The sequence below is a fragment of the Streptomyces sp. KL116D genome, from assembly GCF_030766975.1.
Taxonomy (GTDB): Bacteria; Actinomycetota; Actinomycetes; order Streptomycetales; family Streptomycetaceae; genus Streptomyces; species Streptomyces longispororuber_A.
This window is the reverse complement of sequence record NZ_JASERH010000095.1, coordinates 241,870-260,184: the sequence shown is the minus strand read 5'-3', so window position 1 is coordinate 260,184 and position 18,315 is coordinate 241,870. Positions and strand designations below refer to the sequence as shown.

Sequence of the window (18,315 nt, the reverse complement as noted above, 5' to 3'; positions counted from 1 at the left end):
GTCCTGATGGACGAGTCACGCAGACGAGCCCTGCTGCTGTCCGGTCTGGCCGGAGCGGGCGCCGTGATCGCGAGCCCGGCGCCGGCGCAGGCCGCGTCCCACGACGACGTACGGCACGTGGACACGGTCGCCGCGTTGCGGGCCCTGAAGGGGGTCCGGGACGGTGCGGTGGTGATCGTCGCCGGATATCACCGGGCCGGGGACGGCGGCGGCATGGCCGTGCGCTGGGACGCCGGCTCGACTGCCGGACACAACGGCGGCACCGTCATCGCCCCCGCCCCGTCCTCGGGCAAGGGCCGGTGGCTTCAACTGCACTCCGGGGTCGTCGACTTCCGCACCTTCGGCCACCTCGACGCGAAGACCCCCGCCGACGCCGCCCTGGACGCGATGGTCACCGATCCGGCCGTGCACCGGATCGAGGCCCACACCGACCTCCTGTTCCGCAAACGCCACCTGTGGCACCGCTCGAACATCGAACTCGACTTCCACGGCCACCGCATGCTCACCACCGGCATCGAGGCCAACACCCACGACAATCCCTTCGGCGCCGTCCTCGCCTTCCAAGGCACCCCCACCGACACGGTGCACACCCACGCCCTGTCCACGGCGATGCCCGACCTGTCCGACCTGTTCGAGGTCGGGGACTCCGCCGGGTTCGAGGTCGGTCAGTGGTGGGCCGTCGAGGTGAACGCGCTCGCCGGGAAGTACGAGAAGGAGATCCAGCGGCTCGTCCAGGTCACGGACGTCGTCGACGGCACGCACGTCCGCGTCAACTACCAGATCGGCTGGGACCTCGCGGAGGGCCGCACCCTCACCTGGACCCGCGTCGAACCCGTGGACCGGGCCCACGTGCGCAACCTCGTCTTCGAAGGCGCGGGCGACGACGAACTCACCGGCTCCCACCCCGTGTCCTACGAGTACGCGGTCGACTGCGACGTCTCCGGCATCCACGCCACCGGCAGCTTCTGGCCCGTGATCATGCGGCGCTGGTGCACCCGGTTCCGCACCGAACAGTGCTCCCTGAAGAACCCGCCGACCGTCGAGTACGGCGGCGCCGGCTACCTCACCCAGCAGATCTACTGCCTCTACGGCCGCGTCGCCGACTGCACCACCAGCAACGTGCGCCACCTGAACGACCTGACGGCGTCCGCCTACTGCACCGTCGTCAACTGCCACGGCGACGGGGACGACGCGGGCGGCAACCCCTTCACCACCCACGGCCAGTACGAGCACGACCTCCTCTTCGACGGCAACTCCGGCCTCATGGACATCGCCAACTCCGGTGCCCAGTGGGGCATCTCGGCCAAACGGATCACCGTACGACGGCACACCTGCTCGTGGTTCGTGGCCAACACGAAGATCACCGACCTGACCCTGGAGGACGTCACCGTCATCGCCCGCCCCACCTTCGACCAGGCGGGCACCCTCACCGTCAACGCCGACGGGGCACAACTGCGCGGCTGCACCGCGAAGACCTTCGCCGTCGCCCAGCGCTCCGCGCGCTCGGCCCGGCCGACCGTGATCAGCGACTGCGTCTTCACGCCGCCCGCGGGCGGCGTGCTGGTGCAGGCGCCGGTGACCGCGCCCGTCCACTTCGAACGCTGCGTCATCAAGGGCGCCGACGGGCTCGTGCTGCGCGGAGCGGGTCCCGTGCACCTCACGGACTGCACCGTCGAGGGCGCCGCGGACGCCGCGCCGCTCTCCGTCGGCGCCGCCCGCCTCGTCGTCGACGGCGGCACCTTCACCGACACCGGCATCGAACTGAGCGCCGTCCGCGACCAGAGCGTCGAGATCAGCGGCGCCCGCCTCACCGGCACCAACACGGCCAGGGCGCTGCTGGGCCGCGCCCCCGGCGACGGCGCCGTCACCTGGCAGCTGACGGGCCTGACCAGCACCACCGACGACCCCGGCACCGCCCACGTCCGGATCGCCACCGGCACGAACCACTACGCCGCCACCGGCAGCCGCTTCACCGGCGGCCGTCTCCACCTGGAACCCGACGCCTGCGCCGACGTGCTGCACACGGCGTGCGTCGAGCGCGGCACCGACCGCACCGCGCTGCCCGCACCCGGCGACCACGTGCGCACCGAGGGGAACCTCGTCCTGTGATCCGCACCGCCACCCCGTCCGACGAACCCGTCCTGCACGCCCTGTGGGCGCGCTGCTTCGGCGCCGCCCCGCACCTTCCCGCCCTGTACGCGCTCGACGAGGGCCGCCACCACCGGACCTTCGTCGCGGCCCGGCACGACGGCGCTCTCGACGCCGCCGTCGTGTACGTCCCGCGCACCGTGCGCGACGCCCACGGTGCCCCGCACCGCGTCGGCGGCATCGGCAGCGTCGCCACCCGGCCGGAGGCCCGGGGCAGGGGACTGGTCCGCGGACTGCTCGCGGCGGCCACGGCCACCATGCTCACGGAAGGCTGCGCCTGGTCGCTGCTGTTCACCGACACCCCTGACGTGTACGGGAGTTCGGGGTGGCGGACGTTCCCGCGGTCGTACGCCGAAGGACTCCTGGCGGACGCGCCGGCCGCGGTCCCGGGCGTCCGCGACGCGGGCCCGGCCGACCGTCCTGCGCTGGTCCGGCTGCACGCCGAGCACAACGCACGCCGACCGCTCACCTCGGTCCGCACGGATCAGGACTGGCGGGTGCGCGTCCCGTCCTGGTACGGCCCCGACCTGTGGTCGCTGGTCGCCGACGACCCGGACGGCGGACTCGGCGGCTGGCTCGTGGCACGCCGCACCGGAGACCGCGTCGACGTCCTGGAGGCGGCCGTCGCGACCGGCGCCACCGACCGGCTCGGCGACCTGTACGCGGCGCTGGCCGTGCGCGCCAGGGCCGCCGGTGCCGTCCGTGCCCGCAGCCTGCTGCCGGTGTCGGCCGACGCCGAACGGATGCTGTCCCGCCTGCTGCGTACGGACACCGTGGTGCGGGGGAGCGACACCACCGGCATGTACCGGCCGCTGCTCGCGCCGGCCCGCTCGGTGGAGCGGACCCTGGCCGCGCCGGGCGCCGCGTACTGGTACGGCGACTCTTTCTGACCGAGCCTCTGGCTGGGCTTCTGACCGGGCTGCTGGCAGGGCTTCTGACCGGGCCGATGGCCAGGACGATGGCCGGGCCCCGGCCTCAGCAGTGCGCCAGCACCGCCCGGACGGTCTTGCCGCCCCGCGGATCCGGTTCCACGCTCCACCGGTTCGCCAGCGCGTGCACGAGGGCGATGCCGCGGCCCGACTCGGCCGACTCCGACGGCGGCTTGACGCGGGGCATGCCCGGACCGTCGTCGTGCACCTCCACCGTCAGCCCGCCCGCATCCAGGCGCAGCGACATCCGGCAGTGGCTGTCCGCTACACGGGTGGCGTTCGTGACGAGCTCCGACACCACGAGTTCCGCGTCCGCCGCCGTACCGTCCGTGCGCCCGGCCAGGAACGACCGGGTCAGGCGGCGGGCCCAACGGGCGGCCCCCGAGCCCTGCGGCATGAGGAACTCCACGCGTGCGGCACGCCGGACGGCGCCCCTGAACGCACGCATGACGATCACTTCCTCTCTTGTCCAGCTTCGTGGGTCCTGCTTCGGTAAGGAGCCCCATTCCCACGGAACCTGATCCCCAAGCGGGATCGTTCCCGCGGGCCCGCCAGAGCGTGATATCGGTGCCCGATGCGCCGCCCCGCCAGCACGTAGCCGATCAGGGCCCCCGTCGTGTTGAGGATGATGTCGTCCACGTCGAAGGCGCGGCCCTGCACCACCGCCCCCTGCGCCAGTTCCACCAGCACCATGAAGAGGACGGTCAGCAGCAGCACCTGGAGCAGCCGCATGCGGCGCCCCACCAGCACCGGGAGCAGCACCCCGAACGGCGCCCCGAGGAGGAGGTTCCCGCCGACCTGCTTGCACGCGGCCAGGAACGTGTACGACTCCGCGTACTGCCTGAGGCTCGCGCCCGGCCGCAGATTGGCCCCCGCGATCCGGTCGGACGCGGGCGAGGGCGTGAGGGTGAGACGGGCCAGCACGGCCGAGAACGCGACGAGGGCGAGGAATGCGACGAGCGCCACCAGGGCCCGTACGCAGCCCCGCCACCATCGGGCCGACCGCTCCTTCCTGCGTCGTGCTGTCACCGTAGTCATGGGGATCGGATGCCCCGGGAGTGCGCGATCAGGCGAAGTCAGCCGCCTTCGGCGGGGTGTGCCAGCGTGTCGAGGAACCGTTCGAGGGCCGGGGACGACGCGCCGTCACCGCAGCGGGTCCGCTCCACGTGCGGTATCGACAGCTTCCCCAGGTGCAGGGACTGGGCCTCGATGGCCTCGGTCAGGTGCAGCCGCTCAAGGGCCCGTTCGGCGGCCGAGCGGCGAACGTACTCGATCACTGTCACGCCCAGATGGTCCGCGTGCCGGCGAACCGCGTCGTACTCGTCGGGCGTGAAGAGCTCCCGCAGGAGCGCACTACCGTCCATGGCGGCATGATGCCGCGCCGGATCGTGCCGCGTGGGCGGATGGCATATTCACCCCCCGTTCGCGTGGAGTTGGGGTGCGCGGGTGGCGCTCAGAAGCGATCGGGATGCGCCGCCGCCCAGTCCGCGGCCCAGCGCTCGGCGGGCTGCGCGGTCAGTTCGCCCGGCTCCAGCCAGTCGTAGAGCCGTGCGTAGGAGAGGAGTTCGTGCGGCGCGGTGCGCCGCATCAGCTGGTGGGGGCGGAGCTCGCGCGGGTCGCTCACCCCCATGGCCGCCATGATCTGCGCGGCGCTGCGCACCGTCGCCGCCTGGTAGTGGTGGACGCGCGCCGCCTTGTCCTCGACGTCCAGCGCCCGGACGCGGCGCGGGTCCTGGGTGGTCACGCCCACCGGGCACGTGTTGGTGTGGCAGCGCTGCGCCTGGATGCAGCCGACCGCGAACATCATGGCGCGCGCCGCGTTCGTGAAGTCCGCGCCCTGCACCATGCGTTTGACGATGTCCGTGCCCGTGGCGACCTTGCCGCTCGCGCCGATCCTGATCCGGTCGCGCAGCCCGCTGCCGACGAGCGCGTTGTGCACCGTGATCAGGCCCTCGGTCAGCGGGGTGCCGAGGTGGTCGGCGAACTCCAGCGGCGCCGCGCCGGTGCCGCCCTCCGACCCGTCCACGATCACGAAGTCCGGTGTCACGCCTTCCGCGAGCATCGCCTTGCAGACCGCGAGGAACTGGGTGCGCGACCCCACGCACAGCTTGAAGCCGACCGGCTTGCCGCCCGACAGCTCCCGCAACTCGGCCAGGAACGCGACGAGTTGACGTGGTGTGCCGAACTCCCGGTGGTACGGGGGCGACACCACCGTCTCGCCCTCCGGGACGTCCCGGACGCGCGCGATCTCCGCGTTCACCTTGCCGCCCGGCAGCACCCCGCCGATGCCCGGCTTCGCGCCCTGCGACAGCTTCAGGGACACGCACTTGACCTGGTGGTGGGCGGCCTTGTCGGTGAACTCGGCGCGGTCGAATCGGCCGTCGTCGGTCCGGCAGCCGAAGTAGCCCGTGCCGATCTCCCACACCAGGTCGCCGCCGTACGCCAGGTGGTGGTCGGAGAGGCCGCCCTCGCCGGTGTCGTGCGCGAAACCGCCCAGCGCGGCGCCCTTGTTGAGGGCCCGGATCGCGTTCGACGACAGGGCGCCGAAACTCATCGCGGACACGTTCAGCAGCGCCATGTCGTACGGCCGCGCGCAGTCGGGACCGCCGATCCGCACGGCCGGCGTCCCCTCCGGCGGGTCCACGGGCCGCATCGACGGCACCAGGAACTCGTGCCCCACCTCGTACACGTCCTGCTCGGTGCCGAACGGCTCCTCGGCCTCCTGGTCCTTGGCCCGCTCGTACACGATGTTGCGCACGTCGCGGTCGTAGGGCCGCCCGTCGTAGTTGCGCTCCACGAAGTACTGCTGGATCTCGGGGCGCAGCGACTCCATCAGGAACCGCAGGTGGCCGACCACCGGATAGTTGCGCAGCACCGAGTGGCGCGACTGGAGGAGGTCCCACGCGCCGAGCGCGGCGAGGGCGAGCAGCGGGCCCGCGGCGCACCACCACCAGACGGACGACAGCAGCGACAGGACCAGCGTCCCGGCAGCGCCGGCGACGACGAGGAGGAGGACGAGGAATCGGTGCACGGGCCGAGTCAACCGCACCCGGGTGCGGGCGGCCCGGTGGCGACACCGGGCGATGGGGTGGACCCCCACCGACGATCTCCGATAAGTTAGGCAAGGCTTACCTAATGGAGGTTCGGGATGGGTGTCCGACAGATCGCTACCGCCGTGCCCACCACGGCGACCCGCGCACGCTCCGTGCTCGCCGCCGCGTGGACGTGCGGCGTCACCACCGATGTGGGGCAGGACGACCTGGTCGGCGCCCACCGCGTCACCGAGGACGGCGTCGTGCGGATCGCGCCGCCGCCGGACAGCGTGCTCGCCGCCGCGGTGCTCTGCTCGCCGCACGGCCGGCCCACCGCACTCCTGGAGTTCGCCGACGCCGCACCCGTGCCCGTGCGCGACCGGGTGCGCGCCCGGCTGTGGCTGTCCGGCGAACTCGTCCCCGACGGTGAGGAGATGGTGCTGCGCCCCGAACGCGCCGTCCTGCAGACCCGCACCGAACGCCTCGGCATCGACCTCGGTGAACTCGCCGCCGCGGCGCCCGACCCGCTCGCCCTCGCCGAACCCCGGCTGCTCACCCATCTGGCCGAGGCACACCCCGAGGCCGTCGAACAGCTCACCCGGCTCCTCACCCCCGAGAGCCTGCACGGCGTCGTCCGCGTGGAGCCCCTCGCCGTCGACCGGCACGGACTGACGCTGCGGCTCGAACGGGCCCGCGGTCAGGCCGACGTCCGCATCCCGTTCCACAGCCCCGCCGACGACCTCGGCTCGCTCACCGAGCGCATGCACTGCCTGCTCGCGTCGGCCCAGTCCGTCAGCCGCCGCCGGAGGTGACCTTCTGGCGCTCTTCGGCGGACTCCTCGGGCCGCTGTTCCGGCTCGGGACGACGGAACGCCCAGTCCATGGGCGGTTCGACGACGTAGCGGAACACGCGCCGCACCGGCTGCGTGCACAGCAGCGTGATCCCGGTGACCGCCGTCGCCGTGACAGCCAGCTCGCCCATAGGGGTGTGCAGCCACGGATGGTCGTACCACGCCCCGAACCGGGAGGCCTTGATGACGAACCCGTGCAGCAGGTACGCGTAGATGGTCCCGGCGCCGAGCGCCGTGAACCACAGCCTGCGCCCCGGCACCCACGCCAGGAAGCAGGCGGTGAGGATCAGCGCGAGGACGAACAGGGCGGGTGTCGCCCACAGTCCCGCCCACGCGGGCACGCCCCGGCCCACCACGCTGCCGCGGTGGTAGAACCAGCCCGCGTCGAACCACGGCGCCACCCAGTAGGCCGCCACCACCGCGGCAAGACCGACCGGCAGCAGCGACAACCGGGTCCGCCAGCTGCGCAGCCGCGAGAAGTGCTCGGGCCGCAGCACCAGGCCCACGACGAAGAACGGCAGGAACTGCAGGACCCGCTGGAGCGCCAGGTCACCGCCCGCGCCCGGCCACATCGACACGGCCGTGCCGATCGCGAGCGCCACCGGGACGGGATGGCGCAGCTGCATCCAGAGAGGCGTCGACAGCCGCCAGATGAACAGCGCGACCAGGAACCACATCAGGTACCAGGGGTCCAGCAGACTGATCGGGTACTCCGGATCGTCCTGCCGCCACCGGTAGAACAGCGTGTAGGCCACCTCGAAGACGACGTACGGCACGACGACGCCCGACACCAGTCGCTTCAGACGCCCCGGAGCCATGTCGAAGCTCCGCGAGAAGTACCCCGACACCAGCGCGAACGCGGGCATGTGGAAGGCGTACACGGTGAGGTACACCGCCGTCACCGCCCGGCTTCCGTACGTCAGCGGCTCCCACGCGTGCCCGCACGCCACCAGCACGATGGTCAGGTACTTCACGTTGTCGAAGTACGCCTCGCGCGCCTTGCCCCCACCGGTTCCCGCTCGTTTCCCCTGCCGTCCCATCGCGTCGCCGCGCCCCTCCTCGTCGGAACCTCAGGCCCCCGCCTGCTCCACCCCGACCGTTCCACGACTTCGGGCCGTGACACAAGCGCCGTAAGGTGACGGTCGTGACACCGGTGGAAGCGCTTGTCGTCGTGGACCTGCAAACGGCCTTCGTGTCGGGCGGGGAGGCGGTGCCCGACCACGAGCGGGTGGTCGACCGGGCCCGGCTGCTGCTCGCCCGCGCCCGCGAGGCCGGCGCTGCCGTCGTCCAGGTGCAGAACGACGGGCCCGCGGGCGCGGTCGACGAACCGGGTACCCCCGGCTGGGAGTTGTATCTCCCGCCGGACGTGGCGGGCGGCGAGCGCGTCGTGCGCAAGACCGACGACAACGGCTTCACGGACACCGACCTGGAAGTCCTGCTGCGCAGGAGCGGTGTGCGGTCCCTCGCCGTGTGCGGCGTGCTGTCGGAGATGTGTGTGATGGCCACGGCGCGCGGCGCCCTGGAGCGCGGCTTCCGGGTCGTCCTGCCGCACGACGCCCACGCCACGTACGACATCCCGGCCGCGCCCGGCATCAGCGAGGCGGTGCCCGCGGCGCAGGCGTCCCGGGTCGCGGAATGGGCCCTCGGCGACGAGGTCGAGATCGTCGCGAGGGCCCATGAGGTGCGCTTCGCCGCTCCGGCGGCGGGAGTCGATCAGACGGCGGTGTAGGCGCCGTCCACCAGGTGGTAGCTGCCGGCGATGAACGAGGCGCGGTCCGAGAGCAGGAACACGATCAGCTCGGCGACCTCCTCGGCGCGGCCCAGCCGGCCCGCCGGGTGCAGCGCGACGAGCCCGTCGTGCGCGGCCTTGTCCATCTCCTTGAGGAGCGGGGTCTCGATGAAGCCCGGGCCGACGGCGTTGACGCGCACGCCCTTGGCCGCGTACTCGGCGGCGGCCGTCTTCGTCAGACCGACGACACCGTGCTTGGCGGCGACGTACGCCGGGGAGCCGGCGAAGCCGACCGAGCCGAGGATCGACGCGACGTTCACGATCGCGCCGCCCTTGCCCGCGGCCTCGATGACGGGAAGCTCGTAGCGCATGGAGAAGAACACGCCGTCGAGGTTGGTCCGCACGACGCGGTGGTAGACGTCGAGGTCGTACTCGCCCGTGGGCGCGCTCGCGCCGCCGATGCCCGCGTTGTTCACGGCCAGGTCGAGCCCGCCGAACGTGTCCACGGCGAACTGCACGGCGGCCTCCACGGAGGCCGGCTGCGTCACGTCGAGGACGACCGCGGCGGCCTTGACGCCCTCCGCCTTCAGCGTCTCGGCGGCCTCCTCGGCGCCCTGGAGGTTGTAGTCGGCCATGACGACATTCGCGCCGCCCTGGCCCAGGCGGCGGGCGGTGGCCAGGCCGATGCCGGAGGCGGCGCCGGTGACGAGGGCGGTCTTCCCCGCGAACTCGGTGGCGTAGTCGGTGACGGGGGAGGAGACGGTGGTGCTCATGGTGCGTGTCACTCTCTGGTTGCGTTGTCGGAGGTCGCCGCCGAACGGGCGGCCTCCCCGATGAGGGCGTCGTAGGCCCGCGCCACCAGATCGGCGAGGTCTTCGGCGTCCGGGCCGGCGCCGCGCGCCCAGGTGCGCAGCGCGGCGGTCAGCACTCCGGCCGCGGCCCCGACGACGACCTCGGGACGCAGGTCCCTGGCCGGGTCGGTGCCGAGCCGGTCGGCGATGATGCGTACGGACTCGTCCTGGGCGTCGACCCGGATGCGCTCGTACGCGGCGAACAGGGCGGGCTCGCTGTCCACGGCGGCGTACAGCTTCCGCTGCTCCGGCCGGTGGTGCCAGCTGGGGCTGTCGCGGTCGGCGAGCCAGTCGGCGACGGCCTCCCGGTAGGCGACGAGCGGGGGTTCGTCGACCGGGCGGGCCCTCAGTGCCGCGTTGATCCTGGCGCCGTCGGCGCGGGTGAAGTCGAGCGCCGCGTCCTCCTTGCCGGCGAAGTGCCGGCTGAAGGTGCGGCGGGTGACGTCCGCGCGCTCCGCGATCGCCTCCACGGTCACGTCCGCGAGCCCCCGCTCGAGGACGAGCCCGACAGCGGCCTCGGCCAGCGCTTCCCGGGTCCGCCGCGCCTTGACCTGCCGACGGTCCTCGGGGGGCCGGGGCGCGGTGGGGGAGGGATCGTTCGCCTTCATGCCTCCGAGAGTACACCTTTTGTGTCCCGATGGGACATGAGTCTCGGTGGGACAATATGTGGGGGGGCGGGGTGGGGTGGATCAGGCGTGCCAGTGGCAATCGAGGGCCGCGCTGAAGAAGCCGGGGCCGTAGGCGACGGTGAGACCACGGGCCCCCGGCCGGGGTGGTGCCGTATGAGTGCGCTCCAGGACGCGCAGGACGCTCACGCCTCCGAGATTGCCCTCGTCGATCAAGGATTCCGTCGAGTGCCGGGTGAGGTCCGGCGAGAGACCGAAGGCCTCGGCGGTGTCGTGGATGATGCTGAGGCTGCCCGGGTGGATCACCGCGAAGTCGAGCGAGTCCGCATCGAGCCACTCCTTGACCACGGCGAGCGTCTCGGCTGCTGTCGTCGGAGCGGCTTTGGTGGACTCGAAGTGCATACCGTGGCTGTCGAGCCTGCCCCTGTAGCGATCGAAACTGTCAGGAAGCGTGTACTCGAGGGTCTCGTCGATGGCGAGCCCGGGGCCGAATGGTTCGTCCGCCACCACCGCGGCTGCCCCCGCGTCCGCGAAAAGTGCCTTGTAGATCATCGACTCGATCGAGGACTTCGCGTGGTTGTACGAGGTGGAGAGGGCCTCCGCCGCAACGACGAGAACCTTGCTGCCGGGGCGTGCAGTGACGAGATCCGAGGCGCGGATCAGTGCCTGGGCGCCGCCTCCGCATGCGGCGGTGGTCATCGCGATGCGCCGTGTGGTGGGGCGCAGCCCCAGTCGGTGGATGAGCTGGATGTCAAGGTTGGGAACGGCCCAGCCGGTGGCGTGCGTGGTGACGATGGCATCGATGTCGCTCGGGCGCAGGCGCGCGGACTCCAGGGCGCTGACCGCCGCGCGTTCGGCCAGGTCCAGGGCGTCGTGGAAGGCGGCCTGGGTGCGCTCGTGCACACCGGCACCGCCGGAGACGAAGTCCGAGTCGAGCGGACGGCTGAAGTACCGCGTGCGCACACCGCAGTTGTTCACGACGCGCAGGATGGCCGTGAGGCGGGGGTGATCCGGATGGTGGCGGCGTATGTCGTCCGATATCTCCTCGGTGGTCACCTTGTGGGCGCCGAGGACGGTCCGGGGAGGTGAGACGTACGCGGGCATGGGCAACTCCCACTTGATGCGAGTAGGGCGTGGGGGGCGTTGCACAACGTACTTCACGAGGTGGCCGTGTGACCCCAGAGGTTGGTCCGGCTTGCACGCAGCATGGGACGAGTGGGGCCCGGCCGGTCCGCGCCGGGCCGGAACAGGATGATGAACATGCGTGACCCCGGCGCCGTCATCGGCTGGGCGGCACAGATCGAGGCCCAGCCGGGACCCTTCAGTGCGTGCCGCAGGGGGCGCTCGTGGCCATCGGGGTGGACGACTGCGCCGCCTTCGTCGTAGGCGGCGGCGATTTCGGGGATCGACAGCATCTCCCGCTCGATCCCACCGAGGATCTCGTCGTCGGGGCGTGCGGTGATGGCAGCGCGCAATTGCGGGATGATCCACGGCACCCAGGCCGTCGACCAGTCCATCAGCGTGTGGCGGGCGGAGAGGTCGAGAAGCATCCAGCGCATCGTGTTCGAGGGGACGTGGCTGTCGGGGAAGAGTTCCGCGAATGCCGTGTTGTAGGTGAGCAGATCCCACGACGCGTCTGTCACGTACGCGATGTGCTCGATGCCGTCCACGGCCTCTTGCCAGATGCCCGGGATCTCCTTCCCGGAGGAGGCGAGCAAGGGGCCGGGCGGGTCCTGATGGAGCGCGAACCGGCAGAGGGACGTCCATTCCTGTTCGTTGAGGTCGAACAGCAGGGCGATGTCGCGAAGCAAGGACGTGGGCGGATTGGGATAGTTCCCCGACTCCAGCCGGTGGTACGTCCCCAGCGTCCGGTGCAGCAACTGGTCGACCTGGTGCTGCGAGAGCCCGGGGGCCCGGCGGCCCTGGCCCGTGGGGCGGGTGAAGCCGTGGGACTCGGGGGCTATGAGGGCGCGACGTTCACGGAGCAGGGCGCGGAGCGCCTTCTTGTTCATGGTGGGTAATCCCTCTTCGTACACGCCGAGTTGAGCGTGAGCAGTCTAATTACTCCCATCGCCTTTGGTAATAAACATTGCCCGAAGAAAACGATCAGACGGTCCGTCATGATGGGACCTGCGGGGTTGCCCACCTGCCGGTTTCATCGTCTGTGCGCCTGTAGGCACAGCGATGTGGCACCTGTGCCGGGCCGCTCGAAAATGGCCGAAATTTCCCGGCCCGGGTAACCCACGAGCCCCTGGGGCTGTTCGAGGAAGAGGAAGCGGGACCGGGCCACGAATTTGCTCGATGTGGCCGGAAAATGCGTTGCACGACGCACGTCCCGCACTCGGCCCCGGCCGGTACCCGGAGGTCACTGGCTGCGGTCGGTGCCGTCACTCGCCATTACGTAGCGGCCACGGCACCGGCCGCGCCCGGTCCCGTACCGTCGGTGCGGCGTAATCTCGCCCCCATGACCCCACGAAGATCCGCCGCCTGCGCGGGAGTCGTGCTCGCGGCCGTCGTCCTGCTGACCGGATGCGGCACGGAGCGGGCGGGGCGGACACCGCGCGCCGCGGCCCCGTCGTCCCCCGCGGCGATTCCCTGCGCGGAGCTGTCCGTCCGGCCGGGCGAACGGCCCTCGCAGCCCGCCGACGCCGGCGACGGCAACCCCAAGTACGCCGAGAACCACGCCTTCCAGGTCCCGACCCGGCTCACGGGCCGGGCGGTGTGCGTCGCCGCCGAGGCCGAGCAGAAGGTCCGCAAGGCGCTGTCGCCGTACGCCAGGGACCGCGGGGTCACCGACGGGCAGGTCCGGACCGCGCTGAGCAAGCTGGGCTACCGGGCGGACCAGATGACCGTGACCGGGGCCGCCGGGTACGTCAGGTACCTGGTCGACCTCAGCCCCGTCTGTGTCGAGGGGAGCGTGGGCGGCACCGTCGACGTGGAGACGCACGGCGTGTACGCCGAGGGCACCGGGTGCGTGAAGCCGCAGGGCGGGCACTGACCCCGCGGGCACCGACCGACCGCCCGCCTCAGTCGTCCGTCTTGCCCGCCCGCCGCACGTAGTCCTCCGCCGCCGCGTCGAGCCCGATGTCGTGCTGCGCCCGCTCCGACAGGTACCAGCGGTGCTCCAGGAGTTCGTGGTACAGCTCGGCCGCGTCCATGGGCGCGGGCAGCCGGTCGCGCACGGCCCGGACCGTCGGCCGGAACACGTCGCGGACCCAGCGGTGCGCGAGGACCTCGGGACGGGCGTCCGGCGCGTCGTCCTGGGTCGCCATCCAGCTCTCCAGGTCGTTCAGCAGCCGCCGCGCCTGGTTCTCCTCCGCGTCCACACCGGTCAGGCGCAGCAGTTGGCGCTGGTGGTGGCCGGCGTCGACGACCTTCGGCACGAACGTCACCTCGTCGCCGCGCGGGGACCGCGAGATCTGCATCTCGGCCACGTCGAACCCGAGGTCGTTCAGCCGCCGGATGCGCCGCTCCATGTAGTGGTGCTTGCCCGCCGGGTACACGGACGTGCGGGTCAGCTCGCTCCACAGGTTCGCGTAGCGCTGCCCGATCTCCGTACCGAACTCGATGGGGTCGATGGACGGGTGCAGCGCGCCCGCCGCCTCCAGGTCGAGCATCTCGCCGCTGATGTTCACGCGGGCCAGGTCGATGTCGTACTCCCGCTGCCCGTCGCTGAGCTTCGGGTGCAGCTCGCCGGTCTCCGCGTCCACGAGGTACGCGGCGTACGCGCCCGCGTCCCGGCGGAACAGCGTGTTGGAGAGCGAGCAGTCGCCCCAGGCGAAACCGGTGAGGTGGAGCCGGACGAGGAGCACCGCGAGGGCGTCCATCAGGCGGTGGACCGTGGACGGGCGCATCGTCGTCTCGAACATGGACCGGTAGGGCTGCGAGCCGCCCAGGTGCCGGGTGATCAGGACCGGTTCGAGCGGGCTGCCGTCCGGCTGCTCGCGGCCCGTGACGACGGCCAGCGGATCCACCGCCGGGATGCCCAGCCGGTCCAGGGTGCGCAGCATCTCGTACTCGCGCAGCGCCGGACGCTGGGCGAGTTCCTTCACCGCGACGACCTCGTCGCCCGCGCGCGCGTAGCGCACCACGTGCCGGGAGATGCCGCGCGGCAGCGGCACGAGGTACTCCTCGGGCCACTCCTCCAGGGGTATGTGCCAGGGCAGGGCGAGCAGGAGCACCGGGTGCTCCGGGTTGGTGGCGCTGATCTCGAGCGGCATGGTCATCAGCGTAGAGGGCGCGGGCGGGAGCGCGGATATCCGATGGAGCGGGGATGCGGCCGCGCATAGAGTGCCGGTCGTGCTGCCCCGCGTGGAGACCGACGAGGAGTTCGGCCGGCTGGTGGCCGACGACGCCCTGCTGCGGCCCGGCGTCCTCGACCTGTGCCGGCGGCTCGGCCTGCCCGGCGCCGACCCGGTGCGGTTCGCCGAGGGCAGCCTGCCGGTGTACGCGATCGGCGGAGCGCACGTCCTGAAGCTGTTCCCCGCGACGGTGGCGGGGGAAGCGGCGCGCGAGGCCCGCGTCCTCGCACACCTCGCGGGCCGGCTGCCCGTGCCCACCCCGGAGTTGCACGCCTCGGGAGCGTACGAGAACGGCTGGCGCTACGTCCTCATGTCCCGGCTCGCCGGGGCCGACCTCGCCGTCGCCTGGCCGGACATCGGCCGGAGCGGGCAGGACCGGCTCGTGGACGCGGCGGGGGAGGCCCTGGCCGCGCTGCACGCGCTCGACCCGGCGCCCCTCGCGGACGTGGTCGGCCCGGGGGACTGGGCGGAGTTCGTCGCCGGGCAGCGGGCCGGCGCCGTCCGGCGGCAGCGCGAGCGCGGGCTGCCGCCGGAGTGGGGCGGCCGGATCGACGCCTTCCTGGCTGCCGCCACCCCGTCCGGCCGGGTCGAACGGGCGCTGCTGCACACGGAGTTCATGCGCCAGCACCTGCTCGTGGACGGCGCGGCGGACACCCCGCGGCTGAGCGGCCTGCTCGACTTCGAACCCGCCATGATCGGCGACCCGGACTACGACTTCGTGGGCGTCGGGCTCTTCGTGACCCGCGCGGACCCCCGCCTCATGACGCGGTTCGCCAAGGCGTACGGCCGCACCGTCGACCCGCGCACCGCGATGGCGTACACGCTCCTGCACGTGTACAGCAACCTCCCCTGGTACCTGCGGGAGTTGCCGCCGCCGCCCGGGGCCGACGACTTCGCGTCACTCGCCGAGGCGTGGTTCGGCACCGGCTGACGCCAGGAACGTCTCGGCCGCCGCGAGGATCTCCGTGAGCCGCAGCCCGAACCGCACGTCGCAGGGATGCGCGACCTTGGTCCGCGCCGACTCCAGCAGTGAGTCCACGGCCACCGCCAGGGACTCCTGCGCCGTGCCGCCCATCGGCATCGTCACCACCCCGGCCGCGCCGCGCAGTTCGACGGCGACACCGCCCGCCGCCGGGGGCGTGGTCAGGCTCAGCGTCGCCGTGCTCGACGCGCCCGTCGTGTGCCGCAGCAGCAGGTGCACGGTGTCGCCGGGGCCGGGCCGCGCCGTCACCCCGGTCACGTCGCCCAGCAGCGGCAGCAGCACCGACAGGGCGTGCGGTCCGACGTCCCACAGGGCGCCGCGCTCCGCCCGCCACGGCGTCGTCGCGCGCACGGCGGCGTCGTCACCGGGCGCGTACAGCGCCCCGTACCAGTCGGCGCGGCCGGTGAACCAGCCGTCGACGGCGGTCTGTTCGGCGATCCACGTCGCGCTGACCGGGGAGTGGCGCAGGGTGCAGAACACGATCGAGGCGACCCCGGCGGCCCCGGCCGCGTCGACGACCGCGCGGCCCGCCGCCGGGTCCGTGGCGAGGGGCTTGTCGAGCAGCAGGTGGCAGCCCGCGGCGGCGGCCCGCGCCGCGAGGGGCGCCTGCACGTCCGGCGGCACCGCGAACGCCACCGCGTCGCACGCCGCGAACAGCGCGTCCACGTCGTCGTAGGCCGTGGTGGCGCGTGCCGCGGCCAGCTCCGCGGCGGCCTCCGGGCGGCGGCCCCAGACGCCGACGAGGTCGACGTCCTCGTGGGTCTGCAGGGCCGGCCCGTAGGTCCGCCGGGCCCAGGGGCCGGTGCCGACAAGTCCGAAGCGCAGGGCGTCCGTTGAAGTCATGGACGGCAGTATCGCCCGGACGCGGCAGGGATCAGTGGACTCGGTGTGACCTTGGTGCGTCGGGTCAGTGCCACCCCGGCGAGGACCACCGCCATGCCCGCCACCACCCGTACGGACAGTTCCTCGCCGAGGACCAGGGCGCCGAGGGCCACCGAGACGACCGGCAGCAGATAGCCCACGGTCGCCGCGCTCGTCGGCCCCTCGTCCTCGATGAGGCGGTAGTTCAGATAGAAGGTGACGCCGGTGCCGAGCACGCCCAGGACGACCAGCGCCGCCACCCCCGTCAGGTCCACGCTGCTGGACGCCGTGCCGCCCGCCACGGGCAGCGCCAGTCCGCTCAGCGCGGTCGCCGTGAGCAGCTGGGCCGCCGAGACCGCGATCGGCCCCTGCCCGTGCCCGGCGAGCTTGCGGCCCATGTACGCGAACGCCACCGCGTAACTCACCGACGCCGCGAGGAGCGCCAGGGCGCCCCAGCTCGCGAGGCCCGCCCGCTGCCACGGCGCGAAGATCAGCGCCGTACCGGCGAAGCCCAGCGCGAGACCCGCCAGCCGCACCGGCCGCAGGCCCCGCTCCGTCCCCAGGGCGAGCCCGATCAGCACCGACCACAGGGGCGTCGTCGCGTTGAGGACGCCGGCCACCCCCGAGTCGACGGTCTGCTCGCCGATGCTGAACAGGGCGAACGGCAGCGCGTTGCAGAACAGCGCCGCGACCACGAGGCGTCCCCACATCCGCCGCCCGCGCGGCAGCCGCTGGCGGGCCGGCAGGGCCAGGACGAGGAGCGTCGCCGCGCCGAGCGCGCAGCGCACCACCGTCACCTGCACCGGCGAGAAGCCGTGCTGCAACGCCACCTTGATCCACAGGAAGGCCGACCCCCACAGCAGGGCCAGCACCCCCATCCGCACACCGACGCCCACCTGATGCCTCCCGGCCGATCCCTGGACTCTCCGTCTCACCGACCACGCTGCCGCCCACGACACGACAGCACAAGTGAAAAGAAGTGCAGTCACTGTTAACCTCTGCTGCATGCTCGACGTGCGACGCCTGCAAGTGCTGCGCGCCGTGGTCACCGGTGGATCCATCACCGCCGCCGCGGCCAACCTCGGCTACACGCCCTCCGCCGTGAGCCAGTCCGTGGCCGCTCTGGAGAAACAGGCGGGGACGCCGCTGCTCGAACGGGTCGGCCGCGGGGTGCGCCCCACCGAGGCCGGGCGGCTGCTCACCGGGTACGCGGAGACCATCGGCCGGCAGGTCGCCGAGGCCGAGACCGCGCTCGCCGACCTGCGCGAGGGCCGCACCGGACAGCTGACCGTGCGCTACTTCCCGACCGCCGGGGCCGCCCTCGTCGCGCCCGCCCTCGCCCGGTTCCGCACCGAGCACCCGGCGATCCGCGTGGACCTCGCCGCGATCGACCCCGACGACCCGCTGACCGAGGTCCGGCAGGGGCGCGCCGACATCGCCGTCGTGGTCAGGACCGACGCCGAACCGCGCACCGGCCTGCGCTTCCTCGACCTCCTCGACGACCCCTACCGCGCCGTGCTCCCCAAGGGGCACCCGCTCGCCGCCCGCCGCGTCCTCGACCTCGCCGACCTCGCCGACCAGCCGTGGATCGGCACCGAAGGGCCGGCCGGACCGTGCCACGAACTCGTCACCGCGGCATGCGGCGCCGCCGGATTCACCCCGGCCGTCGCCGTCGAGAGCGGCGACTACGCCACGGCGCAGGGCTTCGTCGCGGCCGGCATCGGCGTCGGCCTGATGCCCCTGATGGGCCTCGGGAACCGGCACCCCGACGTCGTCGTCCGCAAGGTCCGCGGCCCCGAACCGGTACGCCGCGTCTGCGCCGCCGTCCGGGACACCGCGCCGACCGGACCCGCCCTGACGGGACTCGTCGCGGCACTGCGCGCGGCGGCCGGCCACGGAACGCCGGCGACAGGACGGCACGGCATGGTGAATACTGATTCACCACATCGGTGAATGAGAATTCACCGAACCTGGGCAACCTCGGCAGAGGTCCTCCGCCCGCCGTC

Annotated in this window: 19 protein-coding genes; 7 read left to right on the top strand and 12 right to left on the bottom strand. The window is 72.6% G+C overall.

Annotation, left to right across the window (positions count from 1 at the left end):
* Positions 1 to 6: 6 nt before the first annotated feature.
* Together RBJ77_RS38770 and RBJ77_RS38765 are read left to right on the top strand one after the other, a co-directional pair.
* On the top strand, positions 7 to 2,109 hold the full coding sequence (locus RBJ77_RS38770; protein WP_372349250.1) for a peptidase C14: 2,103 nt from the start codon (positions 7 to 9) through the stop codon (positions 2,107 to 2,109).
* Positions 2,106 to 3,038, top strand: coding sequence for a GNAT family N-acetyltransferase (locus RBJ77_RS38765; RefSeq protein WP_372349249.1), 933 nt, complete (start codon positions 2,106 to 2,108; stop codon positions 3,036 to 3,038). The genes RBJ77_RS38770 and RBJ77_RS38765 overlap by 4 nt, the downstream gene beginning before the upstream one ends.
* Before the next feature lie 85 nt (positions 3,039 to 3,123).
* On the opposite strand, the gene RBJ77_RS38760 is transcribed toward RBJ77_RS38765, so the two are convergent.
* The 4 genes from RBJ77_RS38760 to RBJ77_RS38745 form a co-directional block, all read right to left on the bottom strand.
* Positions 3,124 to 3,525 carry an ATP-binding protein gene (locus tag RBJ77_RS38760; protein WP_372349248.1) on the bottom strand — a complete coding sequence of 134 codons (402 nt, stop codon included), beginning with the start codon at positions 3,523 to 3,525 and terminating at the stop codon, positions 3,124 to 3,126.
* A 5-nt stretch (positions 3,526 to 3,530) separates the two neighbouring features.
* Positions 3,531 to 4,115, bottom strand: coding sequence for a VanZ family protein (locus RBJ77_RS38755; RefSeq protein ID WP_372349247.1), 585 nt, complete (start codon positions 4,113 to 4,115; stop codon positions 3,531 to 3,533).
* Positions 4,116 to 4,153: 38 nt separating this feature from the next.
* Positions 4,154 to 4,441 (bottom strand): hypothetical protein, encoded by a 288-nt coding sequence (locus RBJ77_RS38750; protein WP_372349246.1) that lies wholly within the window; start codon positions 4,439 to 4,441, stop codon positions 4,154 to 4,156.
* A gap of 89 nt (positions 4,442 to 4,530) precedes the next feature.
* Complete coding sequence (locus tag RBJ77_RS38745; protein ID WP_372349245.1) at positions 4,531 to 6,108, bottom strand: FMN-binding glutamate synthase family protein; 1,578 nt, start codon at positions 6,106 to 6,108, stop codon at positions 4,531 to 4,533.
* 117 nt (positions 6,109 to 6,225) lie between these two features.
* Here RBJ77_RS38745 and RBJ77_RS38740 point away from each other — a divergent pair, with 117 nt between their 5' ends.
* On the top strand, positions 6,226 to 6,921 hold the full coding sequence (locus RBJ77_RS38740) for a DUF2470 domain-containing protein (protein ID WP_372349244.1): 696 nt from the start codon (positions 6,226 to 6,228) through the stop codon (positions 6,919 to 6,921).
* Here RBJ77_RS38740 and RBJ77_RS38735 read toward each other — a convergent pair.
* Positions 6,902 to 7,999 carry an acyltransferase family protein gene (locus tag RBJ77_RS38735; protein WP_372349243.1) on the bottom strand — a complete coding sequence of 366 codons (1,098 nt, stop codon included), beginning with the start codon at positions 7,997 to 7,999 and terminating at the stop codon, positions 6,902 to 6,904. The two genes, RBJ77_RS38740 and RBJ77_RS38735, sit on opposite strands and share 20 nt — an antisense overlap.
* Before the next feature lie 104 nt (positions 8,000 to 8,103).
* Here RBJ77_RS38735 and RBJ77_RS38730 point away from each other — a divergent pair, with 104 nt between their 5' ends.
* Complete coding sequence (locus tag RBJ77_RS38730) at positions 8,104 to 8,688, top strand: isochorismatase family protein (protein WP_372349242.1); 585 nt, start codon at positions 8,104 to 8,106, stop codon at positions 8,686 to 8,688.
* Here the strand turns inward: RBJ77_RS38730 and RBJ77_RS38725 are convergent.
* The 4 genes from RBJ77_RS38725 to RBJ77_RS38710 all read right to left on the bottom strand — a co-directional run bounded on the left by RBJ77_RS38725 (position 8,673) and on the right by RBJ77_RS38710 (position 12,177).
* Complete coding sequence (locus RBJ77_RS38725; protein WP_372349241.1) at positions 8,673 to 9,461, bottom strand: SDR family NAD(P)-dependent oxidoreductase; 789 nt, start codon at positions 9,459 to 9,461, stop codon at positions 8,673 to 8,675. The two genes, RBJ77_RS38730 and RBJ77_RS38725, sit on opposite strands and share 16 nt — an antisense overlap.
* An 8-nt stretch (positions 9,462 to 9,469) precedes the next feature.
* Positions 9,470 to 10,147, bottom strand: coding sequence for a TetR/AcrR family transcriptional regulator (locus RBJ77_RS38720; protein WP_372349240.1), 678 nt, complete (start codon positions 10,145 to 10,147; stop codon positions 9,470 to 9,472).
* A gap of 81 nt (positions 10,148 to 10,228) precedes the next feature.
* The gene (locus tag RBJ77_RS38715; protein WP_308284725.1) at positions 10,229 to 11,221 is read right to left on the bottom strand and encodes a PhlD; all 993 of its coding nucleotides are present in this window, start codon (positions 11,219 to 11,221) and stop codon (positions 10,229 to 10,231) included.
* Between the two features lie 101 nt (positions 11,222 to 11,322).
* Positions 11,323 to 12,177, bottom strand: coding sequence for a helix-turn-helix domain-containing protein (locus RBJ77_RS38710; RefSeq protein ID WP_372349239.1), 855 nt, complete (start codon positions 12,175 to 12,177; stop codon positions 11,323 to 11,325).
* Between the two features lie 452 nt (positions 12,178 to 12,629).
* Between RBJ77_RS38710 and RBJ77_RS38705 the strand changes: the two genes are divergently transcribed.
* Positions 12,630 to 13,163: a hypothetical protein gene (locus RBJ77_RS38705; protein WP_372349238.1), complete on the top strand. Its 534-nt coding sequence runs from the start codon at positions 12,630 to 12,632 to the stop codon at positions 13,161 to 13,163.
* Between the two features lie 28 nt (positions 13,164 to 13,191).
* On the opposite strand, the gene RBJ77_RS38700 is transcribed toward RBJ77_RS38705, so the two are convergent.
* Complete coding sequence (locus RBJ77_RS38700) at positions 13,192 to 14,385, bottom strand: DUF4032 domain-containing protein (RefSeq protein WP_372349237.1); 1,194 nt, start codon at positions 14,383 to 14,385, stop codon at positions 13,192 to 13,194.
* Between the two features lie 79 nt (positions 14,386 to 14,464).
* On the opposite strand from RBJ77_RS38700, the gene RBJ77_RS38695 reads away from it, so the two are divergent.
* Positions 14,465 to 15,397, top strand: coding sequence for a phosphotransferase family protein (locus RBJ77_RS38695; RefSeq protein WP_372349285.1), 933 nt, complete (start codon positions 14,465 to 14,467; stop codon positions 15,395 to 15,397).
* Here RBJ77_RS38695 and RBJ77_RS38690 read toward each other — a convergent pair.
* On the bottom strand, positions 15,365 to 16,291 hold the full coding sequence (locus tag RBJ77_RS38690; protein WP_372349236.1) for a Gfo/Idh/MocA family protein: 927 nt from the start codon (positions 16,289 to 16,291) through the stop codon (positions 15,365 to 15,367). The genes RBJ77_RS38695 and RBJ77_RS38690 overlap by 33 nt on opposite strands.
* On the bottom strand, positions 16,288 to 17,187 hold the full coding sequence (locus tag RBJ77_RS38685) for a DMT family transporter (RefSeq protein ID WP_372349284.1): 900 nt from the start codon (positions 17,185 to 17,187) through the stop codon (positions 16,288 to 16,290). The genes RBJ77_RS38690 and RBJ77_RS38685 overlap by 4 nt, the downstream gene beginning before the upstream one ends.
* 127 nt (positions 17,188 to 17,314) lie before the next feature.
* Between RBJ77_RS38685 and RBJ77_RS38680 the strand changes: the two genes are divergently transcribed.
* Positions 17,315 to 18,262, top strand: coding sequence for a LysR family transcriptional regulator (locus RBJ77_RS38680; protein WP_372349235.1), 948 nt, complete (start codon positions 17,315 to 17,317; stop codon positions 18,260 to 18,262).
* Positions 18,263 to 18,315: the final 53 nt, after the last annotated feature.